Source organism: Chryseobacterium sp. HNCC26DJ240 (assembly GCF_057180485.1).
Genome location: NZ_JBXUGK010000001.1, coordinates 187,931 through 209,626, shown reverse-complemented (window position 1 = coordinate 209,626; position 21,696 = coordinate 187,931). Strand labels below are relative to the sequence as shown.

The window sequence follows — 21,696 nt, the reverse complement described above, 5'->3', positions numbered from 1 at the left end:
GACTAATTGATTAATTCCTTTAGGGTTTATTTTCACTTCAAAAAATTGCGATTTGGCGGATCGTTATTAAATTAAATCCTGCAAAGATTCGTTAAGAATATCAACTTTAATCATATTGGGCAAAACATTTATTTCATTTTCTTCGAAAGTTTTGGTGATTATCTCGATACACTCATAGAAGGTTGCAAATTTCTGATCATTTATAAGACTCGGTAAATTGGGGATTTCCACCAACCATTTGTCTTCATCTTCTAACAGAAACTGCATTGCTTTTTCTGAATTATCGGTGATTCCAAAAAAGTTTTCTGTAGAATTGTTCAATTTAGTGAAAATTTCTAGTGCCTGTATGACACTTGCATTTTGAGAATTTTCTGAATGTATTCCCTCGTTGGTCATGTAATTGTGAAAGTAAATTTTCATGTATTTCTTTGTAATTATTTAAGGTTTGAATACAACATCATTTTCTATCAGCTCAGCTGCTAAATTTTTAAATTTTATTTTTGCTTCATTACTCAGTGATTCAAATTTTTGTATGGGATCTGATGAATGATCACAACTAAAAACCTTAGGTAAATAGATATTTAATACCGATAAATAGGTGATGTAATTCTGTTCCATTTTTAAACAATTTTCTAAATTTGATTCTCCGTCCCAAGAAACAGGCGTTAAATATTCATTTTTGATGTTTTCATATACTTTCTTGGTTTCGGCAACAAGATTTGCTTTTTGAAGAAAGAGATCTATATTAGTACCTAATACATTTTCGACACTATTAAAATAGAAATCAATATATGGAATATTTTCAACAGTAAAAGCATACGTATGTATCAAAAAACAATCATTGTAGAACACGAGATCGCCTTTTTCGAAAGTATAAATTTTCAAATTGTTATCATGAGCAAATTTTTTGCTGACTGCTAAATCTTTTAATTGATTTAAATTTCTGAGTTTCATAAATATATTTTTTAAAACCAACCTTTAATTTTCGTCCATTCTGCAACGGAAATATTGGCGGGTTTATAATCTTTATCTACTAAATATTTTAATTCTTTAGCGTACATCCCTTTTAATTCTCCAGTTGCAGTGATGTAGTCTGACCTATCAATGGGTCGAGTTGCTAAAATTACTTCATCCCCGCGCTGTATTGCATTATCAAGCCAAGGTCTATTGTATTCGCTGAAAAAATCTGTTGAACTGTTTGCAACGTCGTCTGGAATATTTAAAAAATTGAATCCTCCATTCTGAGTTGGGGCTGTTCCATAAGCAGAACCTACATTCATTTCAGCATCCAACATTCTTTTCTTAACTTCACTCATATCGGGGTTCCATCTACCCAAAATTGTAGTTGTTTTATTTCTTGTACCAACTAAATTTGTTCCACTGGATGGGGTAAAACTTCTAACATTTCTTAATATATTCTCTGGATGCGGATCTACAACAAATCTACCAGTTTTTTCATCACGCAATCTACCATTTTTATCTCTTTTAGTTCCGGGTGGATCACCACTATTGTCTTCAAATGCCTCACCCCTTTCGGAAGTTGGTGTTCTGGTGTTCTGGTTTGGTATATTAGGTCTTACAGAATTTTCATTTTCAGAATTAGTTTCAGATTCGGCGCTGTTATTATCGTTTGTATTGCTTTCAGAATTGGTGTTCATGAGAATTTGTTCCATCTCCGTTGTTACTGTGCGAACCATCTGCTTGATTGGCTGCATCACATCTTGCGCCTCCGCCTGGTGCAAGCAACATTACTGCACCTTGCCAATCTTCGCTTGTTCCACCACTAGTTACGATATTTTTTAATGCATTTGCATCTTCTAAAGATGAGTCAATATAACCACTTGTAAAATCTCCAACAACATTCCAGTTTCCGGAATTGCCATAATTTTGAAGAACATTTGCAGAAGCTTCAACGGATTTTGATCCTGCATCTAAAAAGAATCCTTCAGCCAGATTTTTTCCTATTCTTACCAATCCCTGTAACGTGGCTCTTCCTATATTACCTGCGATAGCACTTCCACTTCCGGAGAATATTGTTCCTAAACTTCCTACTCCAGCAATTGCTGCACCTCCTAATCCAATTAGAGCACCTTTAGTCATGCCATCTAATACATCTTTTATGTATCCTGCCGATGCAAGAGCAATCGCTTGTCCCCAACTTTTAATATGAGGGGCAAACGATATTTGACCGCCAATCGGACAAGTCATTTTATAATCTCCTGTAACTTGTGGTTGGCCTTGAAACAGGGTTTTATTCTTTTTCGGAGTAGGAATCCACGTTCTTTTAGATGCCATTTTTTGACCGCACAGTAAGCCACCTACCACTGAGCCTACCACTGCTCCAACTGCACCCGCCAAAGCTCCCAATGCAATTAAAGCTGCACCTCCGGTTGCTACTGTTATTACTCCAATTAATGCCAATGCAACTACTGCCACTGCGGCAGCAATTGCAACAGGCATGGTATATTTTTTACACCCAAAATCCATACAGCCGACAGTTGCTTTATCGGCTTCTACAATATATTTTTCACCTGTTTCTTTTTTTTGCAGATTATGCGTACCTTGAAACTGCGTAGGTATATTACCTTCGGTGCAAATCCAAAAATCTTTTTCTGTAATTCTTTTATTGCCCATCTCTGGTGATATTATGAATTTTTATGTGCCTCTAAGTATTTTTCTATCTGCTTTTTTATAAAGTAGTTTCTTCCTAAAACCAAAGCTAGCATCATCACCATTAATGGTAAAAAAAAGTTTGACCCCAATTCTTTAAAAAAATTGAGACTTCGTGCAATAAGACCTCCGCGTTCCAAACCTTTATACTCCAAAATATTATCAAGATTAAAATACAAGAACAAATCCTACGAAGATTACAAACAAAAATATTTTATATGAAACAGAGCTAAATGCACTTTTAAAAACAGTTAAACGATCTGCATAAGGTATTTTACTTAATGCAGGAATTTGTTTAGTTAGTTGATCAATTTTTTGATTTGGATCTTTTGCAAACATAAATTTATATTTTTCTTAATATTTGTTTTCTAATCAAATACTGAATTTTATTATTACCATCATTATTTATCAATTTAAATCCAAGAATGTAATTATTAAATAGCTCTTGACTTCCTCCTAATTTTGGGCTTCTAATATTAAGGCACCACAATTTAGTTTCATGATTCCCATCTGTATTTTTAAACGAATTAAGGGAGAAGGAACATCCGAAGATGGTAAAATTTTTCTTTTTTTCTTGAGTTTCCATTTTTATTAATATTAATAAACTTTAACTTTTAATATTCTTTATTGATAATATTTCAATCCTGATTAATTGAGTAATTAAACTTGATAAAAAGCTGTTTATCATCTGCAATTTCTTCCTTTTTTATACTGGCTTTTAGTAGTTTACCTCCTTCAAAACTGTATGTATGTTCAGCTTCTTCGGTAATTTTTGCATTAAGATTGTAGATATTAAGATGCTCTTTAAATTGATCGTAAGCTTTATTATTAAAACCTACATTCAGTTCGCTATTCTCTCCTCTGGTTTTGATAACCGCATCAAAGCGATCATTACTTCTTGATAAATGACCATCAATATTGTATTTCCAAGTGAGCAAAGCAGTACTGAATAAATTGGGTGCGGTAAAAGATTTATTTGAAATTGGTAAATCTTTTCCGAAAAAATGGCCAAAATAAATGATGAAAAATTCTTGAGCCTGAACGGCAACTTTCACTTTTTCTGGATCTTTAAAAATTTCATCATTCAAACTGATGCTGTTTTCTAAATCAACATTACCTGCGATGTGTTTTTGCATTTCTACTTTCGTTTCTTCCCATTTACTAAGGATTAAATCTGTGTTTAAAACATCCAAAACTCTACCTTCATGGCTTAATCTTACTTTTATATTATTATACATTCTCCCAAAAACTAAACTTACTTGCTGAATCTCATGTATAATCGGATTATTGGCTTCTAACAGTTTCTGATCAGTTTTTATCAGATTACAGATGATGCTGTTTTCTTCAATTTTTAACACCTGAAAATTAAATCTCATTCTCACTTTAGAATAAGTTTCCATGGTAATTGCTTTGGTAATAGACTCAACATCTAATGTATAAGATTCACTAAAAGGCTGTAGTACTTTTATAATTTTTTCAGACATAAATTATTTTTTAATTAATGAAAACATCACCACCATCAATTTTTGTTTCTTTAGAATTAAAATGGCTGGATTGTGAGGCGACAATCATGGCTGTTTCTGTTCCAAGTCTGAATTTTTTTCCATTGATGATTATGGTCCCATCTGCATTCATTGTTATTTTAGAAGACCCTACAGTTATTGTTAATTTTGTTTTCGCAGAGATATCAATGTTTCCTCCGCTATCCATCGTCATTTTTGCTTCGCCGCCTTTTCCTACTTTGATAGAAGAATTTGTACCAACATTTAATTGGTGGTTATTTGTAACATCATTAATTGAGTCATTCCCAATGATATTGTTTTGATTATTACTAACTTTTGTGGAAATATCACCTTCACCGTTAAGGATAACAAAATTACCATTGCGGTCTCTGTTTGTAATTCCTCCAGCATCATTTAGTTCCAAAACATTGCCACTTTTACTGCTTAAACTTTTCACATTATTTCCGGCACCGCCGCCGCCACCCACTCCACCGTGGAACATTCCTCCCATTACAAAAGGTCTGTCCGGATGCTGATGAACGAAATTAACAACCACCTGATCACCAATTTCGGGAATCGCCATAAATCCTCTGTTTTTACTTACCTTATCGCTTCCACCAGCGTCCGGAGTCATTACGCGGATAAACTCTGAAGTATCAGAACCGTTTTGCCAGTCAAACTGAACTTTCACCCTTCCCTGATTTTTAGGATCGGCATTTTCTGTGACTTTTGCAAACTGAGCTTCGGCTTTAGGGCTTTCAAATTCGGGTCTTGGAAGATAACCGCTGTCTGCTGCGATGGCTTCAAAAGTTCCGGTATAGTAACCTCTGGCATCTACCTCATGTGTGACATCGGTAATCAGTAATTTTGTGAAATATGCTGTTTCGCTGCTGTCATTTTTACGCATTTCGATATCAGCGGCACAGCCGGGATACAGAAACGGAACAGTAGTATTGCCCGAAGTAATAAAAACATCTGAAGCTTTACTTCCTGCTGTTCCTTTTTGGGAGGCATCAATATCAGTAAATGATGCTGCTTTAATAGGTGCAACTCTTAGGGAAGGTGTTGTAAAAGTTTTTTGTGAAATATCGTATGCTCTTTTTGCAATATCTGACGCATGCGAAATTGAAGATTTTCCTGTTGTCAGTTTTCATTTTTACTATTGTTGTATCCGTAGAAGGTAGGATTTACGTGCTGTGCTTTCATGGTAATGCTCACATCACTTACGCTGCTACCGTATGTTTCAGCTTATCTTTTTTCAGCATTTATTAGAGAATCCAAAATCTGTAAATTTCTTCCACTGTCTGGATTGCCTTGTTTTTCTGCTTCCACTAAAAAATATTTTGATTTTGAGAGATTGCCGATCTGCATATAACAAATGCCTAAAGAATTAGTTATCTTATCAAAATACCCTTCTTTTTTGCCAATCCCGTTATTGTACGCGGATGTAAGATTAGATATTGCATTCTGATAATCCTTCTTTTCCATATATGAAAACCCGATGAGTGCAACAATATCGGGATATTTGTCTTTATCAACACGATTAAGATAAAACAATGCCAAATCATACTGCTTATTTTCGTACGAATCCCAACCATCTCTATAAAATTTACTTTCGCTGTCTGTAAAAAAGTTATATTTAATGATTACGATGAAAAAAAATATTGAACCAATTAATAAAATAATCTGTACTGCTCTTTTCATAAAATGAGTTTGGTTTTAAAATATAAAGTTTTACCAGAATAATAATAACAACAAATAAATTAGATCTATGAAAAAAATAAAACCAGCTGTTTTCAATTGAGTTATGCCTCCATACTGATCTATTATCCATCCTGCGCCGAAGATGTACAGTAAGAATATCACAAGAAAAACAAAAAAATATTTCTCTTTGATAAACTGAAAAATATCAAAATAATAAGAAAAATTTTTATTTGCATTATTCAAACTAAAAAAAGAAATCTTTTCCTTATCAGATTGATTTTGACTAATTTCTCTGTAAAATGTTAGGGTACTGCTATTTTCAAGTTTTCTAAGATTCTTAAAAACATTCCAATTAGTAACAAATCCTCTATAGTTTCTTTCATATCTATGCTTTTCTGAATCATTTACATAAAAGTAAACTCTTCTTTTACTGGCATGCTTATCTATGGTTAATTTTTTTTTAAGATTTCCTTGTAGAACTGGATTTTCTTTAACCAACTCTAATTTTGAATCGACTTTGATAATTCTTGTAATAAAAATAGCTGTAACGATTAAAGGAAAAATAAAAATGAATGTAAATACTAAATTTTTCATAAAATATTAAACTGTTTATTCTTAATCCTTTCCTGCTATTACAGTAATTTTAGCTCTTGCAGCAGCCTCTTCATTTGCCATAGCATTATTAAGGTCACTAATTTGTGAAGCCAATGCCCAATTTGAAGTGGCTCTTAGGACATCGATACCAAAATTAATTGCTAAGCCTTTAAGTGCACCGCCTAAAGTTGTCTTGACACCCGTAGAAGCGTTACTTCGTAGAGAATTATTGTATTGAGTACCATGTACAGAATTCACATTCGTTGACGAAGCTGTAGTTGTATTTTGAGTAATTCTAACACTTGTGCTTGAAGCGTTTACATTTATTTGGGAGTTTCCAATACTAGAATTGGGCAACCGATTATTAGCAGAGATTGTTGTATTCGTAACTGTGGTTCCCGGTGGAGTGACATTACCTCTGCTGTCAGCAACAAATACTCTGTTTTGTGATATCGTAGATTGATTAAAAGTAGTACTTTGATATCCCGATGTTTGAGCTTGTATAATGTCTTTACCAGATCCTAAAGCATCGGTAGCCGCACCGTAAGATTTGTCCGTAGCCTCTGCCATCACCTGATTTTCAGGCATATCATTTAGATTGTACGCTTCACCTGTTACATAATTTTCAAAACCTGTTGCATCTTTTACCTCATCATACAAACCGTTTATCAAAAATGAAGTTCCAAAAACTGTTGCCATACCAGTTCCTTGCGCAAATGCTGAAGCCAAACCAAACTCAGCATAAGTTGCCATTATTGATGTTCCTGCCGCACCGACACCAATAACAAATGCAGAAGCTAAATAAGAGACACAGACTATTGCTCCCACAGTTAATGCTGTTTCAGCAATCACTTTGTCGGTAAATTCATCAGCTGCTTTCTCAGAATAAAGAATCATTACATTACCTCCTAAAGTACAAGGTATCATTGAGTTCTCTAATAATGGATGTTTTCCTACAGTAAGTATATTTATATCGTAAGGCATCCAGTCTTTCAGTAAAATTCCACATATAGAAGGTATCATTGATATACCAGCGCCAGCTGCTGCGCCAGCTGCCGCACAAGCAGCTACGGCCAAAGCACCTCCTGTAAGTACCGAACCTGCAACTAGTGCAGCACCAACAATAGCACCAACAATAGCACCAGCAATAACCATTTTCGCACACATAAAGTTACCTCCAGGCCTATCATCAATTGTGGCTTTAAAATAACCTCCTGCGATAGTTACCCTATTTTGGCTGGTAACTTTTATTTGTTGTTTCTTCATTCCGTCAGAACATACTAACCATGCTCCATCAGGCACATATAATTTACTCATTTGTTTCAAGTTTATATTAGCTCTATCTTATGCTCCATCGAATGGATGTAACTATTGCCGGCACATTCTTTTATTTTAGATTGACAGAAAAGCATCATTCCTTTGTCTATATCAAAATGATATTCAATGGACCATATTAATGAATAATCATAGTTTTGTTTTAAAAATTCCTTTAATCGAGAATTGTAAATTTCTTTCAAATGTCGATTATTCTCAGCATCACTTTCACATAAAAATTTTATTTTAGCAAGGTTTCCTTCCTTTTCTGCTTTTCTTTTTACTGTAATACTGACTTTTTCATTATTAAATGCTTGAGAATTATACTGACTTTTTTCCTCTTCTATAAATTTTCCTGTTTGAATATAGTCATGGTAACAATCGTTGAAAAACAGATTATACAGGATATTATTTTTTATAAGTGGTAGTGTATCTTTAAAATCTTTGTCTCCACCCTCCAAAATATTTTTTTCTTTAATTGTATTATTAGTTTCTGTTTCTAATAATTTTCTGAGTAAAACCCAATTAGACCATATTTCATCTTGGTTAACGACAGAATATATACTACCTGCATTTGTCATTTGTACCACAACATGCTCAAGAGGCTTATTAAATTTCTGCATATATTCTGCAAACTGACGATAGATAGATTTAATATATTTAACCTGATGTGAAACTTGCTTTATATCACTAAAAAAAGAACCTTGCTTTTTTTGTTTACTAACCTCCCAAATAATTTCTGTTTCAGAATCAATCATACTGTTTCCAGAAATTTGGAGATCGATTTTCTGATTGATTTTATATTTACTTTGATTAATTTCTTCCTGTTTTAAACTTACAAAATCTGAAGATTCTCTTTGTCTTTTATTCTCAATCAAATTGATTTCTGAATCAGGTATATATAATTGTTTAAGCCAAGTCGGAAATTGATTATCATCTTTAATCCATTCATGCGGAGACGAATTTGCGTTATGAAAATCCTTAAGCTGTTTAACCTCTAAGCCTAGAATCTCCGCAATTTTTTGAAGATTAAATGATTTATCAATATGATATGTATGTAAATCTGATTTCATTATTAGTTTTCAATAATTTTCCCTCCTTTAATAGTGACATCTCCATCAATTTTCATACCTGCATCTGCTCCCTTTTTACCGATTTCCGTAAGAGAGCTGCCAATTATTTTTGTGGTAGTGCCTTCTACAGTAATATTAATACCTTTTATAGTAATATTTCCATTTTTATCCATTATAATTGAACTGCTTCCAGTTTTGAATTTAATTTCTTTAATACTTTCAACAGAAATTACCCCTTCGTCATCCATTGTGATGATAGATTTTTTGTCACCTACGTTTATTGTAGTTTTTTTCTTTACATTGGTTGTATGAGTATTCCCAATATCCTCTTTATTATCATTGGTCACAAAAGTGGTTACATCGCCCGTTCCACTCAATGTAACATGATTTCCATTTCTGTCTTTAATTTCAATTCCGGCACCATCATTTAAACAGATAATATTTCCACTCTTGCTGGAAAGACTTTTCACATTATTTCCGGCACCGCCGCCACCGCCCACTCCACCGTGGAACATTCCTCCCATTACAAAAGGTCTGTCCGGATGTTGATGAACGAAATTAACAACCACCTGATCACCAATCTCGGGAATCGCCATAAATCCTCTGTTTTTACTTACCTTATCGCTTCCACCAGCGTCCGGAGTCATTACGCGGATAAACTCTGAAGTATCAGAACCGTTTTGCCAGTCAAACTGAACTTTCACCCTGCCCTGATTTTTTGGATCGGCATTTTCTGTGACTTTTGCAAACTGAGCTTCGGCTTTAGGACTTTCAAATTCGGGTCTTGGAAGATAACCGCTGTCTGCTGCGATGGCTTCAAAAGTTCCGGTATAGTAACCTCTGGCATCTACCTCATGTGTGACATCGGTAATCAGTAATTTTGTGAAATATGCTGTTTCGCTGCTGTCATTTTTACGCATTTCGATATCAGCGGCACAGCCGGGATACAGAAACGGAACCGTAGTATTTCCTGAAGTAACAAATACATCTGAAGCTTTACTTCCTGCTGTTCCTTTTTGGGAGGCATCAATATCTGTAAAAGATGCAGCTTTAATAGGTGCAACTCTGAGGGAAGGTGTTGTAAAAGTTTTTTGTGAAATATCGTATGCTCTTTTTGCTATTTCTGACGCATGTGATATAGTGGAACTTCCTGTTGTGAGTTTCTCGTTTTTGCTGCTGTTGTATCCGTAGAAGGAAGGGTTTACGTGCTGTGCTTTCATAGTAATGCTCACATCACTTACGCTGCTTCCGTATACCAGTTTTACAGGTTTTTCCTGAGGTGGAAGTTTTCCGAAATGCAGCACTTCGCCGTCATAGAAAAACTGCTCGCCATAAGCTTCTGCAATTCGTGCAAGATAATTGTAATGCGTTTCTTCGTATTGTGAGCTGTAAGAAACATTGCCATACTGAGCATCTACTCTGAAATCAAATTTATTGGAACTGAAGGCTTCTTTAATGACCTGATCTGCAATTCTGTTGAGACTTATTTCCTGTGCACCACCAAAGCTTTGGATATGTGGAGCTGCATCAAGAAGCACCGTCGGGCTGTATCCTTTCAATACAATATTTCCCAGACTGCCTTTTTCCTGACTGAAACCTACTTCTGTAATGACACCGACAAAGTTTCTTTCGGGACCACTTTCAACATCCTTATATTTAAAAATGACAGTAAGTCTCTTTCCTAAAAAATTCTGAGCCTCGCCGAGCTGGTAATTTTCTGCGTTGCCCAAGCTGTCGTGAGCAAGAGTAAGGCTGAACTGATGATGTTTTACAGCGCTTTGTTTCAGGGTGAAATGCTTGAAGTGTGCGATGGTGTTACCCTCTACTACAACTTCAAGTTTTACCACTCTGTTGATTCCCAAAATCTGACTTGTAGAGATTGAGCCTGCATTAAGAATTTTGGAGGTCGGCTGATTTGACCATAATTTATCATTCGCAACAGCTTTATTGTCCGGTAGCAAAGGCTGGTTCATAAACATTCCTGATGCAGCCGATGCCGTACCCGCCGCAGACTGAGCCTGAGAGAATTTCTGAGTGACTTTCTGAGCTTTACCGCCTGCCTTCTGCAGCTTCTCATTGGTTTTATTAACAGCCTGTGATGTTACAGTGTCTTTAATATTCTCTATCTCCAAAGACGGTTCTACGCCTTTTGGAACTGTTACTTTTGCAGATGTATTGTCTTTGAACATAGCTGATTTTTCTATTTGTGAATTTAATTTTATCCTCTAAAAGAAGGTGATTAGAAATTTCTACAAATTAAAAGATGCACAGACCGAAATCCTGAATCATTTGAAATCACCTTAACCAAAGAATAGCCCACTTTTTACAAGCATGCTATTCTTTTTAAATTTTGATTTTTGCGGAACTGATTTTCTGCTGTTAAGATGATGGCCAAAGCCCTTCGTAAGCAGAGTTTCCATAGTTGATTTTTTCTGCTGTGATCACGAAACTTACGTACATTGAGTTTTCGTCTGTACCATCAAAATCTACTTCATGCTGGATTACGTAACCGTTTTCCCAGTTTAAAGTAATTAAAGTTCCTTCTTCGTGAGATTTGTTGAAAGTAATTTCTCCTGTTGTTGGTTTGTATTTTCCGTTAAGGAGAGATTCCAGAATATCAGATTTTTCTGTTGCTTCTACCGTAACTTTGATGATTGCATTGGAAGGATCTGATGCCACACGTCCTGAAACGTCTGTCGATCTTGAAACACTGTAATGCAGTTTCAGTAATTTCTGTCCTTCACCGCCGTTGAATTTTAAGATTCCTCTTGAATTGAGTGCCATAATGTAAATTTTTTGATATTAATATTCTGTATTGTTGTGGTTACCTCAAAGATAAAGCCATATAATAAGAATTATGGCTTAGAAGAGACATTTTTCGAAAATTGTAGTAGAACTACGATTCCAAATCATAAAAACTGTTAAACATTAATTATCAGATTTTCACAACTAAAAAGGCTGCCGAATAATTCCGACAGCCTTCGTTCCCTTAATAACTATAAAACTCTGATGATTTCTTTTTTAAGCTGACGGCCAAAGACCTTCGTAAGCAGAATTGCCATAATTGATCTGCTCTGCACTGATCACGAAACTGATGTACATTGAGTTTTCATCTGTACCGTCAAAATCTACTTCGTGTTGGATAACGTAACCGTTTTCCCAGTTTAAAGTGATTAATGTACCTTCTTCGTGAGATTTGTTGAAAGTGATTTCTCCGCTTGTTGGCTTATATTTTCCGTTTAACAAAGATTCTAAAATATCAGACTTTTCTGTAGCTTCTACAGTTACTCTGATTAAGGCATTTGAAGGGTCTGAAGCCACACGTCCTGAAACATCCGTAGATCTTGAAACGCTGTAGTTCATTTTTAAAAGTTTCTGTCCTTCGCCTCCGTTGAATTTTAAGATTCCTCTTGAATTAAGTGCCATAATGTAAAATTTTTAAATTAATATTTGTAATTGTTTGTTTTAATAATTCAAAGATAAAACCACATTTTGATTTAGAGACCTTAAAAATCAATTATTTGAGATTTTGTAGTAGAACTACGATTTTGTGTAGTAGAATTACGATACGGGAAATTAAATCTCAGAATTGTAAAAATTATCTACTTTAAATTTCAGATAAAACTTTAACATCATACCGATATTTCTAAATCTCAGTTGGATTTTTTTGAATATTTGCTATTTGTAATAATATCTATTTTACCGCAAAGGGAAACAATGAATATTAAATTGTAATCGTTTTAAGTTATACAAAGGTGTAAACTTAATAATGAAATACAAGGTATTAATTATAATTACTTACAATAAAAAAATCTTTAAAAATAAGAAGACCGCCAAACGAATTCGGCGGTCTTCTTCCCTTAATAACTATAAAACTCTGATGATTTCTTTTTTATACCGTTGGCCAAAGACCTTCGTAAGCAGAATTACCGTAATTGATTTTTTCTGCAGTGATTATGAAACTTACGTACATTGAATTTTCATCTGTGGCATCAAAATCAACGGCGTGCTGAATCACATAACCGTTTTCCCAATTCAAAGTAATCAATGTTCCTTCTTCGTGAGATTTGTTGAACGTGATTTCTCCTGTTGTTGGCTTGTATTTTCCGTTAAGCAGAGATTCCAGAATATCTGATTTTTCTGTTGCTTCTACGGTTACTTTGATGATTGCATTGGAAGGATCTGAAGCTACACGTCCTGAAACATCTGTAGATCTCGAAACGCTGTAATTAAGCTTTAATAATTTCTGTCCTTCGCCTCCGTTGAATTTTAAGATTCCTCTTGAATTAAGTGCCATAATTGTAAATTTTTAAAATTAATATTTTGTGATCTGTTGTTTTTGGTATTCCAAAGATAGAACCACATTTTTAAAAATTAATCCTAAAAATCAATTATCTCAGATTTTGTAGTAATTCTACGATTTTGTGTAGTAGTTCTACGACTTTTCTATTTCTCTGGCTTTAAAAACAGTGGTGTATAAAGTTCCAAATTCCTTTTCCACAAGGGTAAAACGGTAATTCTGAATTATTCCGTTTTCTCCATCGAGATGATATTCTGAGGTAAATCTAATTTGATCTTCCTGATTTTTCAAAGCAGAATTAAGAACAATATGATCATCCTGAAATCCTTCCTGCAAGAGCGTGAGCGGCAAGTATGAAAAAGCCATTGGGTATTCTGACGTACCATTAACGAAGTGCTTTCTGAACTGGGCGAAATAGGTTTTTAAAAACCAGTCACCATTCATTTTATCATTAAAAATCTGATTATTTGAGATGCTGAATTCAAATTTATCCAAATAAATCTTCGCAAATTCATCAGGAAACTGATCTTCAAGACCAGATTTTATATAATGGAATTTTCTTTTCACCTCATCATTAAGTTTTGCTTCAAGAAGCTTTCCGTTCTCCGAAACTGCCAATTCTATTGGATTAATCGACTGAGTACATGCAGCGGCAAGCGTAGACATTTTTGTCTGGTTCTGCTCCTTAATTTCAGTCTTTGAAAAATTAAAATAATGTATATTTCCGACCTTACCTTTCCATTGCAGATTTATGGTGTAAGAAAATTCAGAAACTTTCTTTCTACCATCGGTTTCTGAAGTTTGTACAACCGATACTTGGTAGCTTTTATTAAGATTTTCGGGATTAAAACTGATTTTGGGATTACGGTTGGCAAGCTTGAAAGGTGCATCATTTTTGGAGTTGTAAAAACTCACTTTATTGAGGTCAGGGATGAGTAGTTTTCTGCCCGGCAACAGATCATCCTGTATGAAATCATACGGCACACAGTGTGAATTGTGAAATTCTTTCAGGTAAACCGGATTTTCAAGTTTAATCTTTTTCGAAATGTTTTCCAGTGTTTCGCCTGGCAAAATAAAATGAATAATCATGCCTTAATTTTCAGAATTGATGTGTAAAAACAGGCAACAAATTCTGAACCTCTTTTTCTAATTTATTTCTTTATTAAAAGATAAGTTTCTTTTGCACCAACCGTTTTATCAATGTAATTGCTTTTCAGAAAATATTGATTTTCCTTTTTATGAATGATAAAGGTTGAATCTTTTTGGTTTTTTAATGACAAAATAATTTCGGAGTCATTTTGATTTAAAATAATCAATTCTTTTGAAATTTGCTCGATATAGGATTCTAATTTAAATGTTGCCGATTCCCTTTTCACGTCAATATAAATCATTCCCCAACCTCTGGGATCGCCCGATTCTTCTTTTATTCTGAGAAAATTGCAGGAATAATTTCCGAACCAATCTGCATTTTTCTTTTTAATTACCTGTATTTTTTTCCGATCAATTAATGAGTCGTCCAAATCTGTTTGTGATTTGACTGCAACTTTATCCAATGAAGAATCTATGGTTGACTCATGCTTTTCCGATGCTGTTTTTTCACAGGAAATGAGAGCTGTCAATGAAAATATAAGGTAAAATCTTTTATTATTCATCAAAAACTTAATCCAGATTATAGACTATCTGTCTCTTTACATTTTGACCTTGTTTTACCAAATGAATCTCAGTAATTCCACCTTCATAAAACATTTCGATGTCGATTTTGTTGTTGCCTGGTTTGTATTTGATGTCAATAATTCCGTTTTTGTCAATTTTTTGTGTAGTTCCAATTTTTGGCAGTTTTTTTAGAAGAAACTGAGCATCCTTAACAAGAGATTTTTGTATAATTTCCTCATAAACTTTCTCTAAAGAAGCATCAGAAATCACACATTCCTCGCCCTGAAGCATTGTACCCTTGATTTCTTTACAATCAACATTGGCTGTGAGAGCAGATTTATTCTGTATTTTTTTTTCACTCAGTCCACAGATGTTCCTGTAATCAGAATCTTTGAGAATATTTTTATCAAAACTCAACACCATTGGATCTTCAGGATCAGATGTAATGTCGAGAAGTTTATCGCTATCAGGTAAAAAATGAAGCCAGGCGACTGTATTTTCAGTGATGCGTGTACCTACAGATCCTTCACTATCTGTATTTTTTACGTATATCTCCAGAACGATTTTAGTTTCAGAAATATCTTCAATTCTGAGGAAAATATCTTTGTAACTTTTAAGTGCTGCAAGATTACTTGAAAGTACAATTTTCTTAAAAAACCCTTCGCAATCAAGTTTAGACTCTTCAGTAAAATCTTTTTTAGTTTCAGAATTTTCTATTTTTTGTACCGCTTCTGTGATTTCTGTTTTGTCAGCTGCTTTCTGGCAGTTTAACATGAGAAGTGTAAAGAATACAATTAGGATTTGTTTCATATAATTCTGTTAAATATCGTTATTCAATTGCATCTAAAAATCTTGCCCGAACGTTTACTAAAGAAGTTCTGTAAGCAGATTGGGCGGTAGTATCGGTTGCGTTAAACCATCTTTCATACTTACCGTTATATTTAATAATGTATTTGGCCTTGTATTCCATACCGGCAATAACTGAAGGTAGTTTAACAAACTCTTTTTTCTTATCTGTGACCTGTGCATTTCCGCCTGCACCACTCAGACCTGCACCTTCAAATGCACTCCATGTTCCAACCGGTTGTTCTGTGAAGAGCGTAGAATCCCATCCATAGTATGGCGCTGCGCCAAAAACTTCCATACCTCCTGTTCCACAGTTTTGGTATTGTTTTGAGCCGAAATGAGCAGTTTCTAATCTGTACATTTTCTCAACGATTTTCACCAAATCTCTACCTGTAACTTCTACTTCAGTTTCAGAACCTTCCCACTTCCAGTTCCATTTACTGTCTTTGTATCTGTTATAAAGTTCCTGAATAGCTTCCCTGCCATCTTCTACTGTAAACAATTGCCCGTCACCAGTATCTTCCCCGAAGGTATTTCTATATCCTTCCTGTAAAATTTCCAAAGAGTCTACCAAATCGGTTCTTCTCAAAAACGGAACGTCGCTCGTCGTTAATCTTGTTGCAAGATCATACCCTTTTTCACCTGTAAAATGCTCGAAATGCAACATGTAAATAGTGTGACCACTGATGACCGTAATCCCCACCAAATGTCCGGTTACGCCTAACTCCAACCCTTGGGTAACATCGTCACCAGCTTTTAGTTTTATACTGTTCGGTGCCAATTCACCATATCTGATAACAAATTTTCTACCATCATTGGTTTCATGCAGAACAGTAATCTGATCGGTCTGCGCATAAAATCCTCCTACATCCAATACTTTTCCTTTACAAATTGCTACTACAGCAGTTTCCGGATTGGTATAAAGATCTCTTCCAGCATGTTTTCTGGTTCCGCCACCTCTATTGGATCTGAATGTTGTCTGGTTAGCTCCCTGTGCCGCTGCCCAGTAATAATTTCTTTCCCACTTATGTTCCAGATCATTTTCAGGTTTTACCCTTAATGGAAAAATAATCTCTTTTGATTTTCCGACAACAAAATAAGCTCCGTCGGTTTTTAAGAAATTTTTATTATGTTGTTTCTGGCCCTGAGCCTGAACGTTTAAATATACTAATTCTGCCTCTCTTTTGTACTTCGGAAATTCAAATGAGTTGGTCGTATTATAACTTGCACCATCCCTCAGAAGTGGAACAATATCACTCTTGTAAACTCTGTGGGTCTGGCCAAGTGCCTCATTGCTTTTCTTTTCAATAGTTTCTGCAATTTTATCGAGATCACCAGATATTGTAAAAGGATTTTTAACTGTGTAGCGATGCGTTCCATCCTGTTTTCCTTTCGTTATTTTTTTCTGCCACTCACCCAATTCTTCAGCAGATTTCGGTCTCAAATGAATTGGTATTTTAACCAGACCATTTTCAACTGTTCCCTTGAATTCTGTTTTTTCAACTCCCGGTACTTCTCCCGAAGTTGGCGTCGCAGCTTGCATTTCTTCTTCTGTAAGTTGTAAAGCCGGAAGTACAGCATCTGCAGAGCCTTTAATTAAACCATCCTTTTCTTTCATAATGATGGTCGCCTGCTTTCCGTTTAAACCTGAAGTTTTTGCTACCAGATACAGTTTTGCATCTAATGGTGCGCTATTTACTTTCTTAAATTCTTCACCTAATTTAAATGTCTGAAAAGTTACCTTTTCATCTTTATTGTAAACATCCTTTGTTAGACCAGCTTTTATAGCTTCCAGTGTAGTATATTCCTTTTTGGAGGCTAATCCTTTTACGTTTGGTTTCGCAAGAATTATATTGGCAATTCTTGTTTTCTCTGCATCCGTAGAAGTTTTGTTATTATTGCTGCCAATGGTATATTCGAAAGTTCCTGCTGCTTCACCCGTTTGCTTTGTAAATTCTTTTTTAGCAAAATAAGCATCAATTACATCTTCAACGGTAGATTCCTGAACGATGCTCACCGTTCTTCCTCCAGCTGCTGGTGGTGTTGGCGGTTGCTGAGGCTTCACCGTACCTCTCGCTTCGCCCCAGTCCCAAAGTTCAAGATTATTCCACCAGTTGCGTACGTTGTCCATAATTCCCTTTTCCTCTTTTTGGGATTGTGGTTTTTCAGCAGCCGGAGAATTCTGAGCCCGTGGTGGCGTATTTCCGTTTCCACTCGCGTTTTGGGCAGGTTGATTATTCGTTGTGGGTCTTGGCTGAGGTCTTGGCGGTGTACGAAGTGGGTTGTCTACATTTACGTTGTTTGTAGCATGTTTGTTGTGCGAAAAATATTCTACTGTGACATAAAACTCCAATTTTCCGGGATCGGTTTCTCCCTGCATTGCTTTTTGCATCAAAGCTCTTGTTAACATAAATTCTGCCGTGGCAGTTCCCTGTCTGTTTACGGTTGCTTCTTTGTTTTCGATTAAAAGATTTCTTGAATTGTGACCATCTCCGGTAGAATCATCCTCCCAAAGACTGAATTTCAGTTTTTCACCTCCGAGATTAGTCGTTTCAGCACTTGCCACAAGCTTTTCTGTATAGCTGAAAGTCGTTCCGGGCGTATCGTCAACATATTTTAATTCTACTTTATTAATTCTTGGAACGACTGCCGGTTGAGGATTGACTTCTATCGTTGAAGCACCATCGCCTTCAGATTCGTAGAGGTAAGCCTCGATTCTGTAAGTATGGCGATGTGCAACTTCCCCAAAAGTAAAAGTTCCAACACCAGTTTTTTTGATGTTGGTCGTTGTAAATCTGCCGTTTTCTCTTTTTTTAAATAATTCCCAAGTAACGTTGGCTGAATTTCTCTGGTTTTGCGGGGTCGCTGGGTACCAATCTGTAATAGTATAAGTGGTAGCTTCTCCAATTTTTGGTGAAGCATTTCCTGAAATTCTTGAAACTCCTTTTTTTGACATGGTGAAAAGAAAATTAGGTTAATAAGCGTCTATTTCACTTTCTGAAACAGTTTCCTGATAGTCATTCATATCCACCAAAGGATTAATGTGCTGAGCCGTTTTTACATCAGCATTTTTCACATTACTTTTACTCATTTCACCACGCTGGCCGTGATCTTTAATAGTAATTTTCCCTCCCGTAGTGCATTGTAATTCAGAAATTTCTGTGACTGCTTTCTTACCCATCACCAAAACTTTATCATACGTTTTTTGCCATTTTCCGGCAGGACCATAAGCGCATGGAAGATAACCTCCCGAACTTGGCTTCAGTTTGCATTTTCCGAAACTTGGACCTGACGGATTAAACTGCAAGTCGTCTTCAGTCACAGCAAGATAATCTGATTCTCCCGCAGAATCGTTCCAGTAATGTTTTTGGTGAACACTTACGATATGTTGAGGAAAAAGATCCCCTTGGTCACACTGACACGTTCCCTTTTGAACGACAAAGTGTTTGCCATCATGGGATGATGATTGAGTAGACATATTTTGCGAAATTTGGTACTCAAAGATAAATAAAAGTTATTTAACATAAAAAAAACGGAAACAAAAATTTCCGTTTTAACATATTATTATTGAATTAGATATAAATTTTAATGCTTATTGTATTTCGGTTCCTGAGTTGGAAGCATTGTTGGCGTAAAATACTCATTCAACCAGTAAAATGTCTGCCCGTTATGTTGAATTTTAACTGCCGAATTATTTCTATGAGTAAGCATTCTTTCAGACAAAAGTTTGTATTGCTTGAAATACGATTTTGCTGCAGCAGGATCAATAATATCAGATTTTTTCCACGCTTTGAGTTTGTATTTTGCCATCATCTCCTCTTCAGTAAGATCAAAACCTGTAGAAATACCAACTGCGTAAGCCATTGGTTGCTCATAGATATCAACATCTTTAGCAAACTCTAAAGTCGGATTGTATTTTTTCAGCAATTTCACATATTCTTTTACAGCTTTGGACTGTTTAAAATCTGTACGTGCTGCTCCAGTATTTTCATAAACTTCCTGATAAAAGTTTTTAAGCTGATCATATTCTTTGTCTGAAATCAAAATTCCTTTTTCTAATCCCTGTTTGTAATCTCTCAGCTCTTTTGGAATATAACCTTTAGCCAAAAACGGATTTCCGTAATTGATTAACTGAGCCGCAATACCGTATGGTACCGGGTTGATAAGACCAGGATATAAATATTTGTATTTAAAATCTACATCAGTATGCCCCGCTCCTACAGAAGAATGAAAGTTTTTGTGAAGTGATTCGTCAATAATTTGGTTATCTAAACTTACCTGTGCAATAAGGCTGTCAACTGATTTTTTCAAATATCCCGGTGCTGCTATATCTCCTTTTTTAGGGAAAATCACAAATCCCTGAGACATACTTTGCTTAGGAAAATCTAAAGAATAAAATCCTTCATCACCTTCTACCAGATTGAAATTATTTTTGGTCAAAACGTCTTTCTGATCGATGATTTTCTGCTTTTTAAGCTCTGCAGAATTTTTAGCAGTATTGGTTACAATATTTTCTGCCATCAGTACAAAATCATTATAAGTATCAGCCGATCTCGCATTGGTTTGGAACATAATAAGACGGGCCTGAGCCAGCGTAAGAGAATTGATGACATTGTACATATTTCCACTGCGGCTTGCTGAAGAACCTATTGTAACTACAATATTAGTCTCATCGGGAACTCCTGAAAGCAGATTTCCTGCTGCAGTAAGTCCTTCCGTAAGAGGTTGATTGGTGTTGCTTCCTGGGCAATTCATTTCATTCATCTTATCGTCGATGAACTTTGTAATGATATTGTAATCTGCCGACAGACCTGAAGGAGCAACATTTTCGCCACAAGAATTGTTTTTATACAAAACTGAAGCATATTTTACTTCATTAAAATAAGAAGGTTTCTCAAATCTCAACTGCAAATCCTGTAAAAGAGATTTTACAATAGGAGCATACGAAGCATTGGATGGACTTATATCAAGAACAAAAACAATGTTTAATTTTCTGCTTTTCTCAGTAATTTCTTTATATCTGTCAAAATAAACCGGCTCACCCAAAACGTTAAAAACGTAATTATTACTGTAATCTAAAACATTGGTAAAATATTTTGTCTTATACTGTGGCGTTTCGGTTCCGCTTAAAGTTAATGTGACAGGGAAAATATTTTCCAGCGGCGGTCTTTTGTTGACATCTGTAAGCAATACTGCAGTTCTGTCTCCAGTAGAATCTACACCAGGAGCACCTTCATGTATTCCCAAAGCTGATTCTTTTATACCAGCAGTATTTTTCATTTTAACAGCAGATCTTTCACCCCATGACGAAATTACGTTTGAGCTAACCCAACCGTAGAGCCCACTGCTAATGCTGTCAATATCTAAAGTAGGTTTTTTACCTACCAAAAATCTCTTGTTGTTTTCTGCCTGTTTATAAACATAAACCATTTGTCCGTTTGGAATTTTTACTTTAGCAGCTTCAGTGAGAGCGGGAGAATTAAAAACTAAAATTGAATCGTTTTTGTAATAATTTTCAGAAGTACGGATGACATCACTACTGCTGGGAAGTACAGCTACTCTTACAGGATAACCGGTTTTTTCGCTTTTCAGAGAAGAAGTCCAAAGCAAAAGTTCAGATTCCGGGATCCACCCGTACGTTTTAACTGATTTTGGAGCCACTTTTTTGGTCATCAGCGCATTGGCATTATACTCTGCTACTTTCAGCATTCCGTCACGTTTTTTCAAAACCATCAGAGGTTCTAAAAATTTCACATCTTTATATGATTTCTCATCATTTTTATCGATGTAGGCCGTATTTCTTGAGCGGTCTGAAATAACAATCCACGGAACAGATTTCTTTGGAAATCCATTTACTACGGGATTCATATCTATATGCCCATATCTTTCAGGATCTGGAGTTTTTGTAGAGGGAAGTTTTACACTGCAGGCTGTGAGCAACATGCCTATTCCTGCATAATAGGCGGCAAGAGGAAGTTTATTTTTCATCTTAATGATCTTTATGAGTGGTATAACAAAACAGAATCAGTTTTGCTGTATT

Annotated in this window: 22 protein-coding genes; all 22 read right to left on the bottom strand. The window is 35.3% G+C overall.

Annotation, left to right across the window (positions count from 1 at the left end; translation table 11 throughout):
* Positions 1–66: 66 nt before the first annotated feature.
* Complete coding sequence (locus AC2A1G_RS01035; RefSeq protein WP_484045098.1) at positions 67–420, bottom strand: hypothetical protein; 354 nt, start codon at positions 418–420, stop codon at positions 67–69.
* An 18-nt stretch (positions 421–438) separates the two neighbouring features.
* Positions 439–954 carry a hypothetical protein gene (locus AC2A1G_RS01030; protein ID WP_484045097.1) on the bottom strand — a complete coding sequence of 172 codons (516 nt, stop codon included), beginning with the start codon at positions 952–954 and terminating at the stop codon, positions 439–441.
* 11 nt (positions 955–965) lie between these two features.
* A complete protein-coding gene (locus AC2A1G_RS01025; RefSeq protein WP_484045096.1) occupies positions 966–1,673 on the bottom strand; it encodes a hypothetical protein in 708 nt (235 codons plus the stop codon).
* Positions 1,642–2,634, bottom strand: coding sequence for a hypothetical protein (locus tag AC2A1G_RS01020; RefSeq protein ID WP_484045095.1), 993 nt, complete (start codon positions 2,632–2,634; stop codon positions 1,642–1,644). Before AC2A1G_RS01020 ends, AC2A1G_RS01025 begins: the two co-directional genes overlap by 32 nt.
* Before the next feature lie 204 nt (positions 2,635–2,838).
* Positions 2,839–3,009: a hypothetical protein gene (locus AC2A1G_RS01015; protein ID WP_484045094.1), complete on the bottom strand. Its 171-nt coding sequence runs from the start codon at positions 3,007–3,009 to the stop codon at positions 2,839–2,841.
* 4 nt (positions 3,010–3,013) lie between these two features.
* Positions 3,014–3,256 carry a hypothetical protein gene (locus AC2A1G_RS01010; RefSeq protein ID WP_484045093.1) on the bottom strand — a complete coding sequence of 81 codons (243 nt, stop codon included), beginning with the start codon at positions 3,254–3,256 and terminating at the stop codon, positions 3,014–3,016.
* 52 nt (positions 3,257–3,308) lie between these two features.
* Positions 3,309–4,154 (bottom strand): hypothetical protein, encoded by an 846-nt coding sequence (locus AC2A1G_RS01005; RefSeq protein WP_484045092.1) that lies wholly within the window; start codon positions 4,152–4,154, stop codon positions 3,309–3,311.
* Between the two features lie 10 nt (positions 4,155–4,164).
* Positions 4,165–5,079 carry a phage baseplate assembly protein V gene (locus tag AC2A1G_RS01000; RefSeq protein ID WP_484045091.1) on the bottom strand — a complete coding sequence of 305 codons (915 nt, stop codon included), beginning with the start codon at positions 5,077–5,079 and terminating at the stop codon, positions 4,165–4,167.
* A gap of 341 nt (positions 5,080–5,420) precedes the next feature.
* The gene (locus tag AC2A1G_RS00995; protein WP_484045090.1) at positions 5,421–5,876 is read right to left on the bottom strand and encodes a tetratricopeptide repeat protein; all 456 of its coding nucleotides are present in this window, start codon (positions 5,874–5,876) and stop codon (positions 5,421–5,423) included.
* 30 nt (positions 5,877–5,906) lie between these two features.
* Positions 5,907–6,470 (bottom strand): hypothetical protein, encoded by a 564-nt coding sequence (locus AC2A1G_RS00990; protein WP_484045089.1) that lies wholly within the window; start codon positions 6,468–6,470, stop codon positions 5,907–5,909.
* Between the two features lie 21 nt (positions 6,471–6,491).
* Positions 6,492–7,787, bottom strand: coding sequence for a PAAR-like protein (locus AC2A1G_RS00985; protein WP_484045088.1), 1,296 nt, complete (start codon positions 7,785–7,787; stop codon positions 6,492–6,494).
* Between the two features lie 11 nt (positions 7,788–7,798).
* The gene (locus AC2A1G_RS00980; protein WP_484045087.1) at positions 7,799–8,857 is read right to left on the bottom strand and encodes a hypothetical protein; all 1,059 of its coding nucleotides are present in this window, start codon (positions 8,855–8,857) and stop codon (positions 7,799–7,801) included.
* Between the two features lie 2 nt (positions 8,858–8,859).
* Positions 8,860–11,046: a type VI secretion system Vgr family protein gene (locus AC2A1G_RS00975; RefSeq protein WP_484045086.1), complete on the bottom strand. Its 2,187-nt coding sequence runs from the start codon at positions 11,044–11,046 to the stop codon at positions 8,860–8,862.
* Positions 11,047–11,236: 190 nt separating this feature from the next.
* Positions 11,237–11,641: a type VI secretion system tube protein TssD gene (tssD, locus tag AC2A1G_RS00970; protein WP_262151734.1), complete on the bottom strand. Its 405-nt coding sequence runs from the start codon at positions 11,639–11,641 to the stop codon at positions 11,237–11,239.
* Positions 11,642–11,878: 237 nt separating this feature from the next.
* Positions 11,879–12,283 carry a type VI secretion system tube protein TssD gene (gene tssD, locus AC2A1G_RS00965; RefSeq protein WP_484045085.1) on the bottom strand — a complete coding sequence of 135 codons (405 nt, stop codon included), beginning with the start codon at positions 12,281–12,283 and terminating at the stop codon, positions 11,879–11,881.
* A gap of 466 nt (positions 12,284–12,749) precedes the next feature.
* Positions 12,750–13,154, bottom strand: coding sequence for a type VI secretion system tube protein TssD (gene tssD, locus AC2A1G_RS00960; protein ID WP_484045084.1), 405 nt, complete (start codon positions 13,152–13,154; stop codon positions 12,750–12,752).
* A gap of 138 nt (positions 13,155–13,292) precedes the next feature.
* Positions 13,293–14,246 carry a hypothetical protein gene (locus tag AC2A1G_RS00955; RefSeq protein ID WP_484045083.1) on the bottom strand — a complete coding sequence of 318 codons (954 nt, stop codon included), beginning with the start codon at positions 14,244–14,246 and terminating at the stop codon, positions 13,293–13,295.
* A 62-nt stretch (positions 14,247–14,308) separates the two neighbouring features.
* On the bottom strand, positions 14,309–14,809 hold the full coding sequence (locus AC2A1G_RS00950; RefSeq protein ID WP_484045082.1) for a hypothetical protein: 501 nt from the start codon (positions 14,807–14,809) through the stop codon (positions 14,309–14,311).
* 7 nt (positions 14,810–14,816) lie between these two features.
* Positions 14,817–15,620: a hypothetical protein gene (locus AC2A1G_RS00945; protein WP_484045081.1), complete on the bottom strand. Its 804-nt coding sequence runs from the start codon at positions 15,618–15,620 to the stop codon at positions 14,817–14,819.
* Positions 15,621–15,639: 19 nt separating this feature from the next.
* Positions 15,640–18,612 carry a M23 family metallopeptidase gene (locus tag AC2A1G_RS00940; RefSeq protein WP_484045080.1) on the bottom strand — a complete coding sequence of 991 codons (2,973 nt, stop codon included), beginning with the start codon at positions 18,610–18,612 and terminating at the stop codon, positions 15,640–15,642.
* 18 nt (positions 18,613–18,630) lie between these two features.
* Positions 18,631–19,134, bottom strand: coding sequence for a DUF4280 domain-containing protein (locus AC2A1G_RS00935; protein ID WP_484045079.1), 504 nt, complete (start codon positions 19,132–19,134; stop codon positions 18,631–18,633).
* A 107-nt stretch (positions 19,135–19,241) separates the two neighbouring features.
* On the bottom strand, positions 19,242–21,644 hold the full coding sequence (gene tssR, locus AC2A1G_RS00930) for a type VI secretion system protein TssR domain-containing protein (protein ID WP_484045078.1): 2,403 nt from the start codon (positions 21,642–21,644) through the stop codon (positions 19,242–19,244).
* Positions 21,645–21,696: the final 52 nt, after the last annotated feature.

Excerpts from the sequence above, each read along its gene's own strand:
- AC2A1G_RS01015 (WP_484045094.1), bottom strand. The coding sequence starts at position 3,009 with ATGTTTGCAAAAGATCCAAATCAAAAAATTGATCAACTAACTAAACAA.
- AC2A1G_RS00950 (WP_484045082.1), bottom strand. The coding sequence starts at position 14,809 with ATGAATAATAAAAGATTTTACCTTATATTTTCATTGACAGCTCTCATT.
- AC2A1G_RS01000 (WP_484045091.1), bottom strand. The coding sequence starts at position 5,079 with ATGCGTAAAAATGACAGCAGCGAAACAGCATATTTCACAAAATTACTG.
- AC2A1G_RS01025 (WP_484045096.1), bottom strand. The coding sequence starts at position 1,673 with ATGGAACAAATTCTCATGAACACCAATTCTGAAAGCAATACAAACGAT.
- AC2A1G_RS00980 (WP_484045087.1), bottom strand. The coding sequence starts at position 8,857 with ATGAAATCAGATTTACATACATATCATATTGATAAATCATTTAATCTT.
- tssD (WP_484045085.1), bottom strand. The coding sequence starts at position 12,283 with ATGGCACTTAATTCAAGAGGAATCTTAAAATTCAACGGAGGCGAAGGA.
- AC2A1G_RS00985 (WP_484045088.1), bottom strand. The coding sequence starts at position 7,787 with ATGAGTAAATTATATGTGCCTGATGGAGCATGGTTAGTATGTTCTGAC.
- AC2A1G_RS01020 (WP_484045095.1), bottom strand. The coding sequence starts at position 2,634 with ATGGGCAATAAAAGAATTACAGAAAAAGATTTTTGGATTTGCACCGAA.
- tssR (WP_484045078.1), bottom strand. The coding sequence starts at position 21,644 with ATGAAAAATAAACTTCCTCTTGCCGCCTATTATGCAGGAATAGGCATG.
- AC2A1G_RS01035 (WP_484045098.1), bottom strand. The coding sequence starts at position 420 with ATGAAAATTTACTTTCACAATTACATGACCAACGAGGGAATACATTCA.
- AC2A1G_RS00995 (WP_484045090.1), bottom strand. The coding sequence starts at position 5,876 with ATGAAAAGAGCAGTACAGATTATTTTATTAATTGGTTCAATATTTTTT.
- AC2A1G_RS01005 (WP_484045092.1), bottom strand. The coding sequence starts at position 4,154 with ATGTCTGAAAAAATTATAAAAGTACTACAGCCTTTTAGTGAATCTTAT.
- AC2A1G_RS01010 (WP_484045093.1), bottom strand. The coding sequence starts at position 3,256 with ATGGAAACTCAAGAAAAAAAGAAAAATTTTACCATCTTCGGATGTTCC.
- tssD (WP_262151734.1), bottom strand. The coding sequence starts at position 11,641 with ATGGCACTCAATTCAAGAGGAATCTTAAAATTCAACGGCGGTGAAGGA.
- tssD (WP_484045084.1), bottom strand. The coding sequence starts at position 13,154 with ATGGCACTTAATTCAAGAGGAATCTTAAAATTCAACGGAGGCGAAGGA.
- AC2A1G_RS00945 (WP_484045081.1), bottom strand. The coding sequence starts at position 15,620 with ATGAAACAAATCCTAATTGTATTCTTTACACTTCTCATGTTAAACTGC.
- AC2A1G_RS00955 (WP_484045083.1), bottom strand. The coding sequence starts at position 14,246 with ATGATTATTCATTTTATTTTGCCAGGCGAAACACTGGAAAACATTTCG.
- AC2A1G_RS00990 (WP_484045089.1), bottom strand. The coding sequence starts at position 6,470 with ATGAAAAATTTAGTATTTACATTCATTTTTATTTTTCCTTTAATCGTT.
- AC2A1G_RS00975 (WP_484045086.1), bottom strand. The coding sequence starts at position 11,046 with ATGTTCAAAGACAATACATCTGCAAAAGTAACAGTTCCAAAAGGCGTA.
- AC2A1G_RS01030 (WP_484045097.1), bottom strand. The coding sequence starts at position 954 with ATGAAACTCAGAAATTTAAATCAATTAAAAGATTTAGCAGTCAGCAAA.
- AC2A1G_RS00935 (WP_484045079.1), bottom strand. The coding sequence starts at position 19,134 with ATGTCTACTCAATCATCATCCCATGATGGCAAACACTTTGTCGTTCAA.
- AC2A1G_RS00940 (WP_484045080.1), bottom strand. The coding sequence starts at position 18,612 with ATGTCAAAAAAAGGAGTTTCAAGAATTTCAGGAAATGCTTCACCAAAA.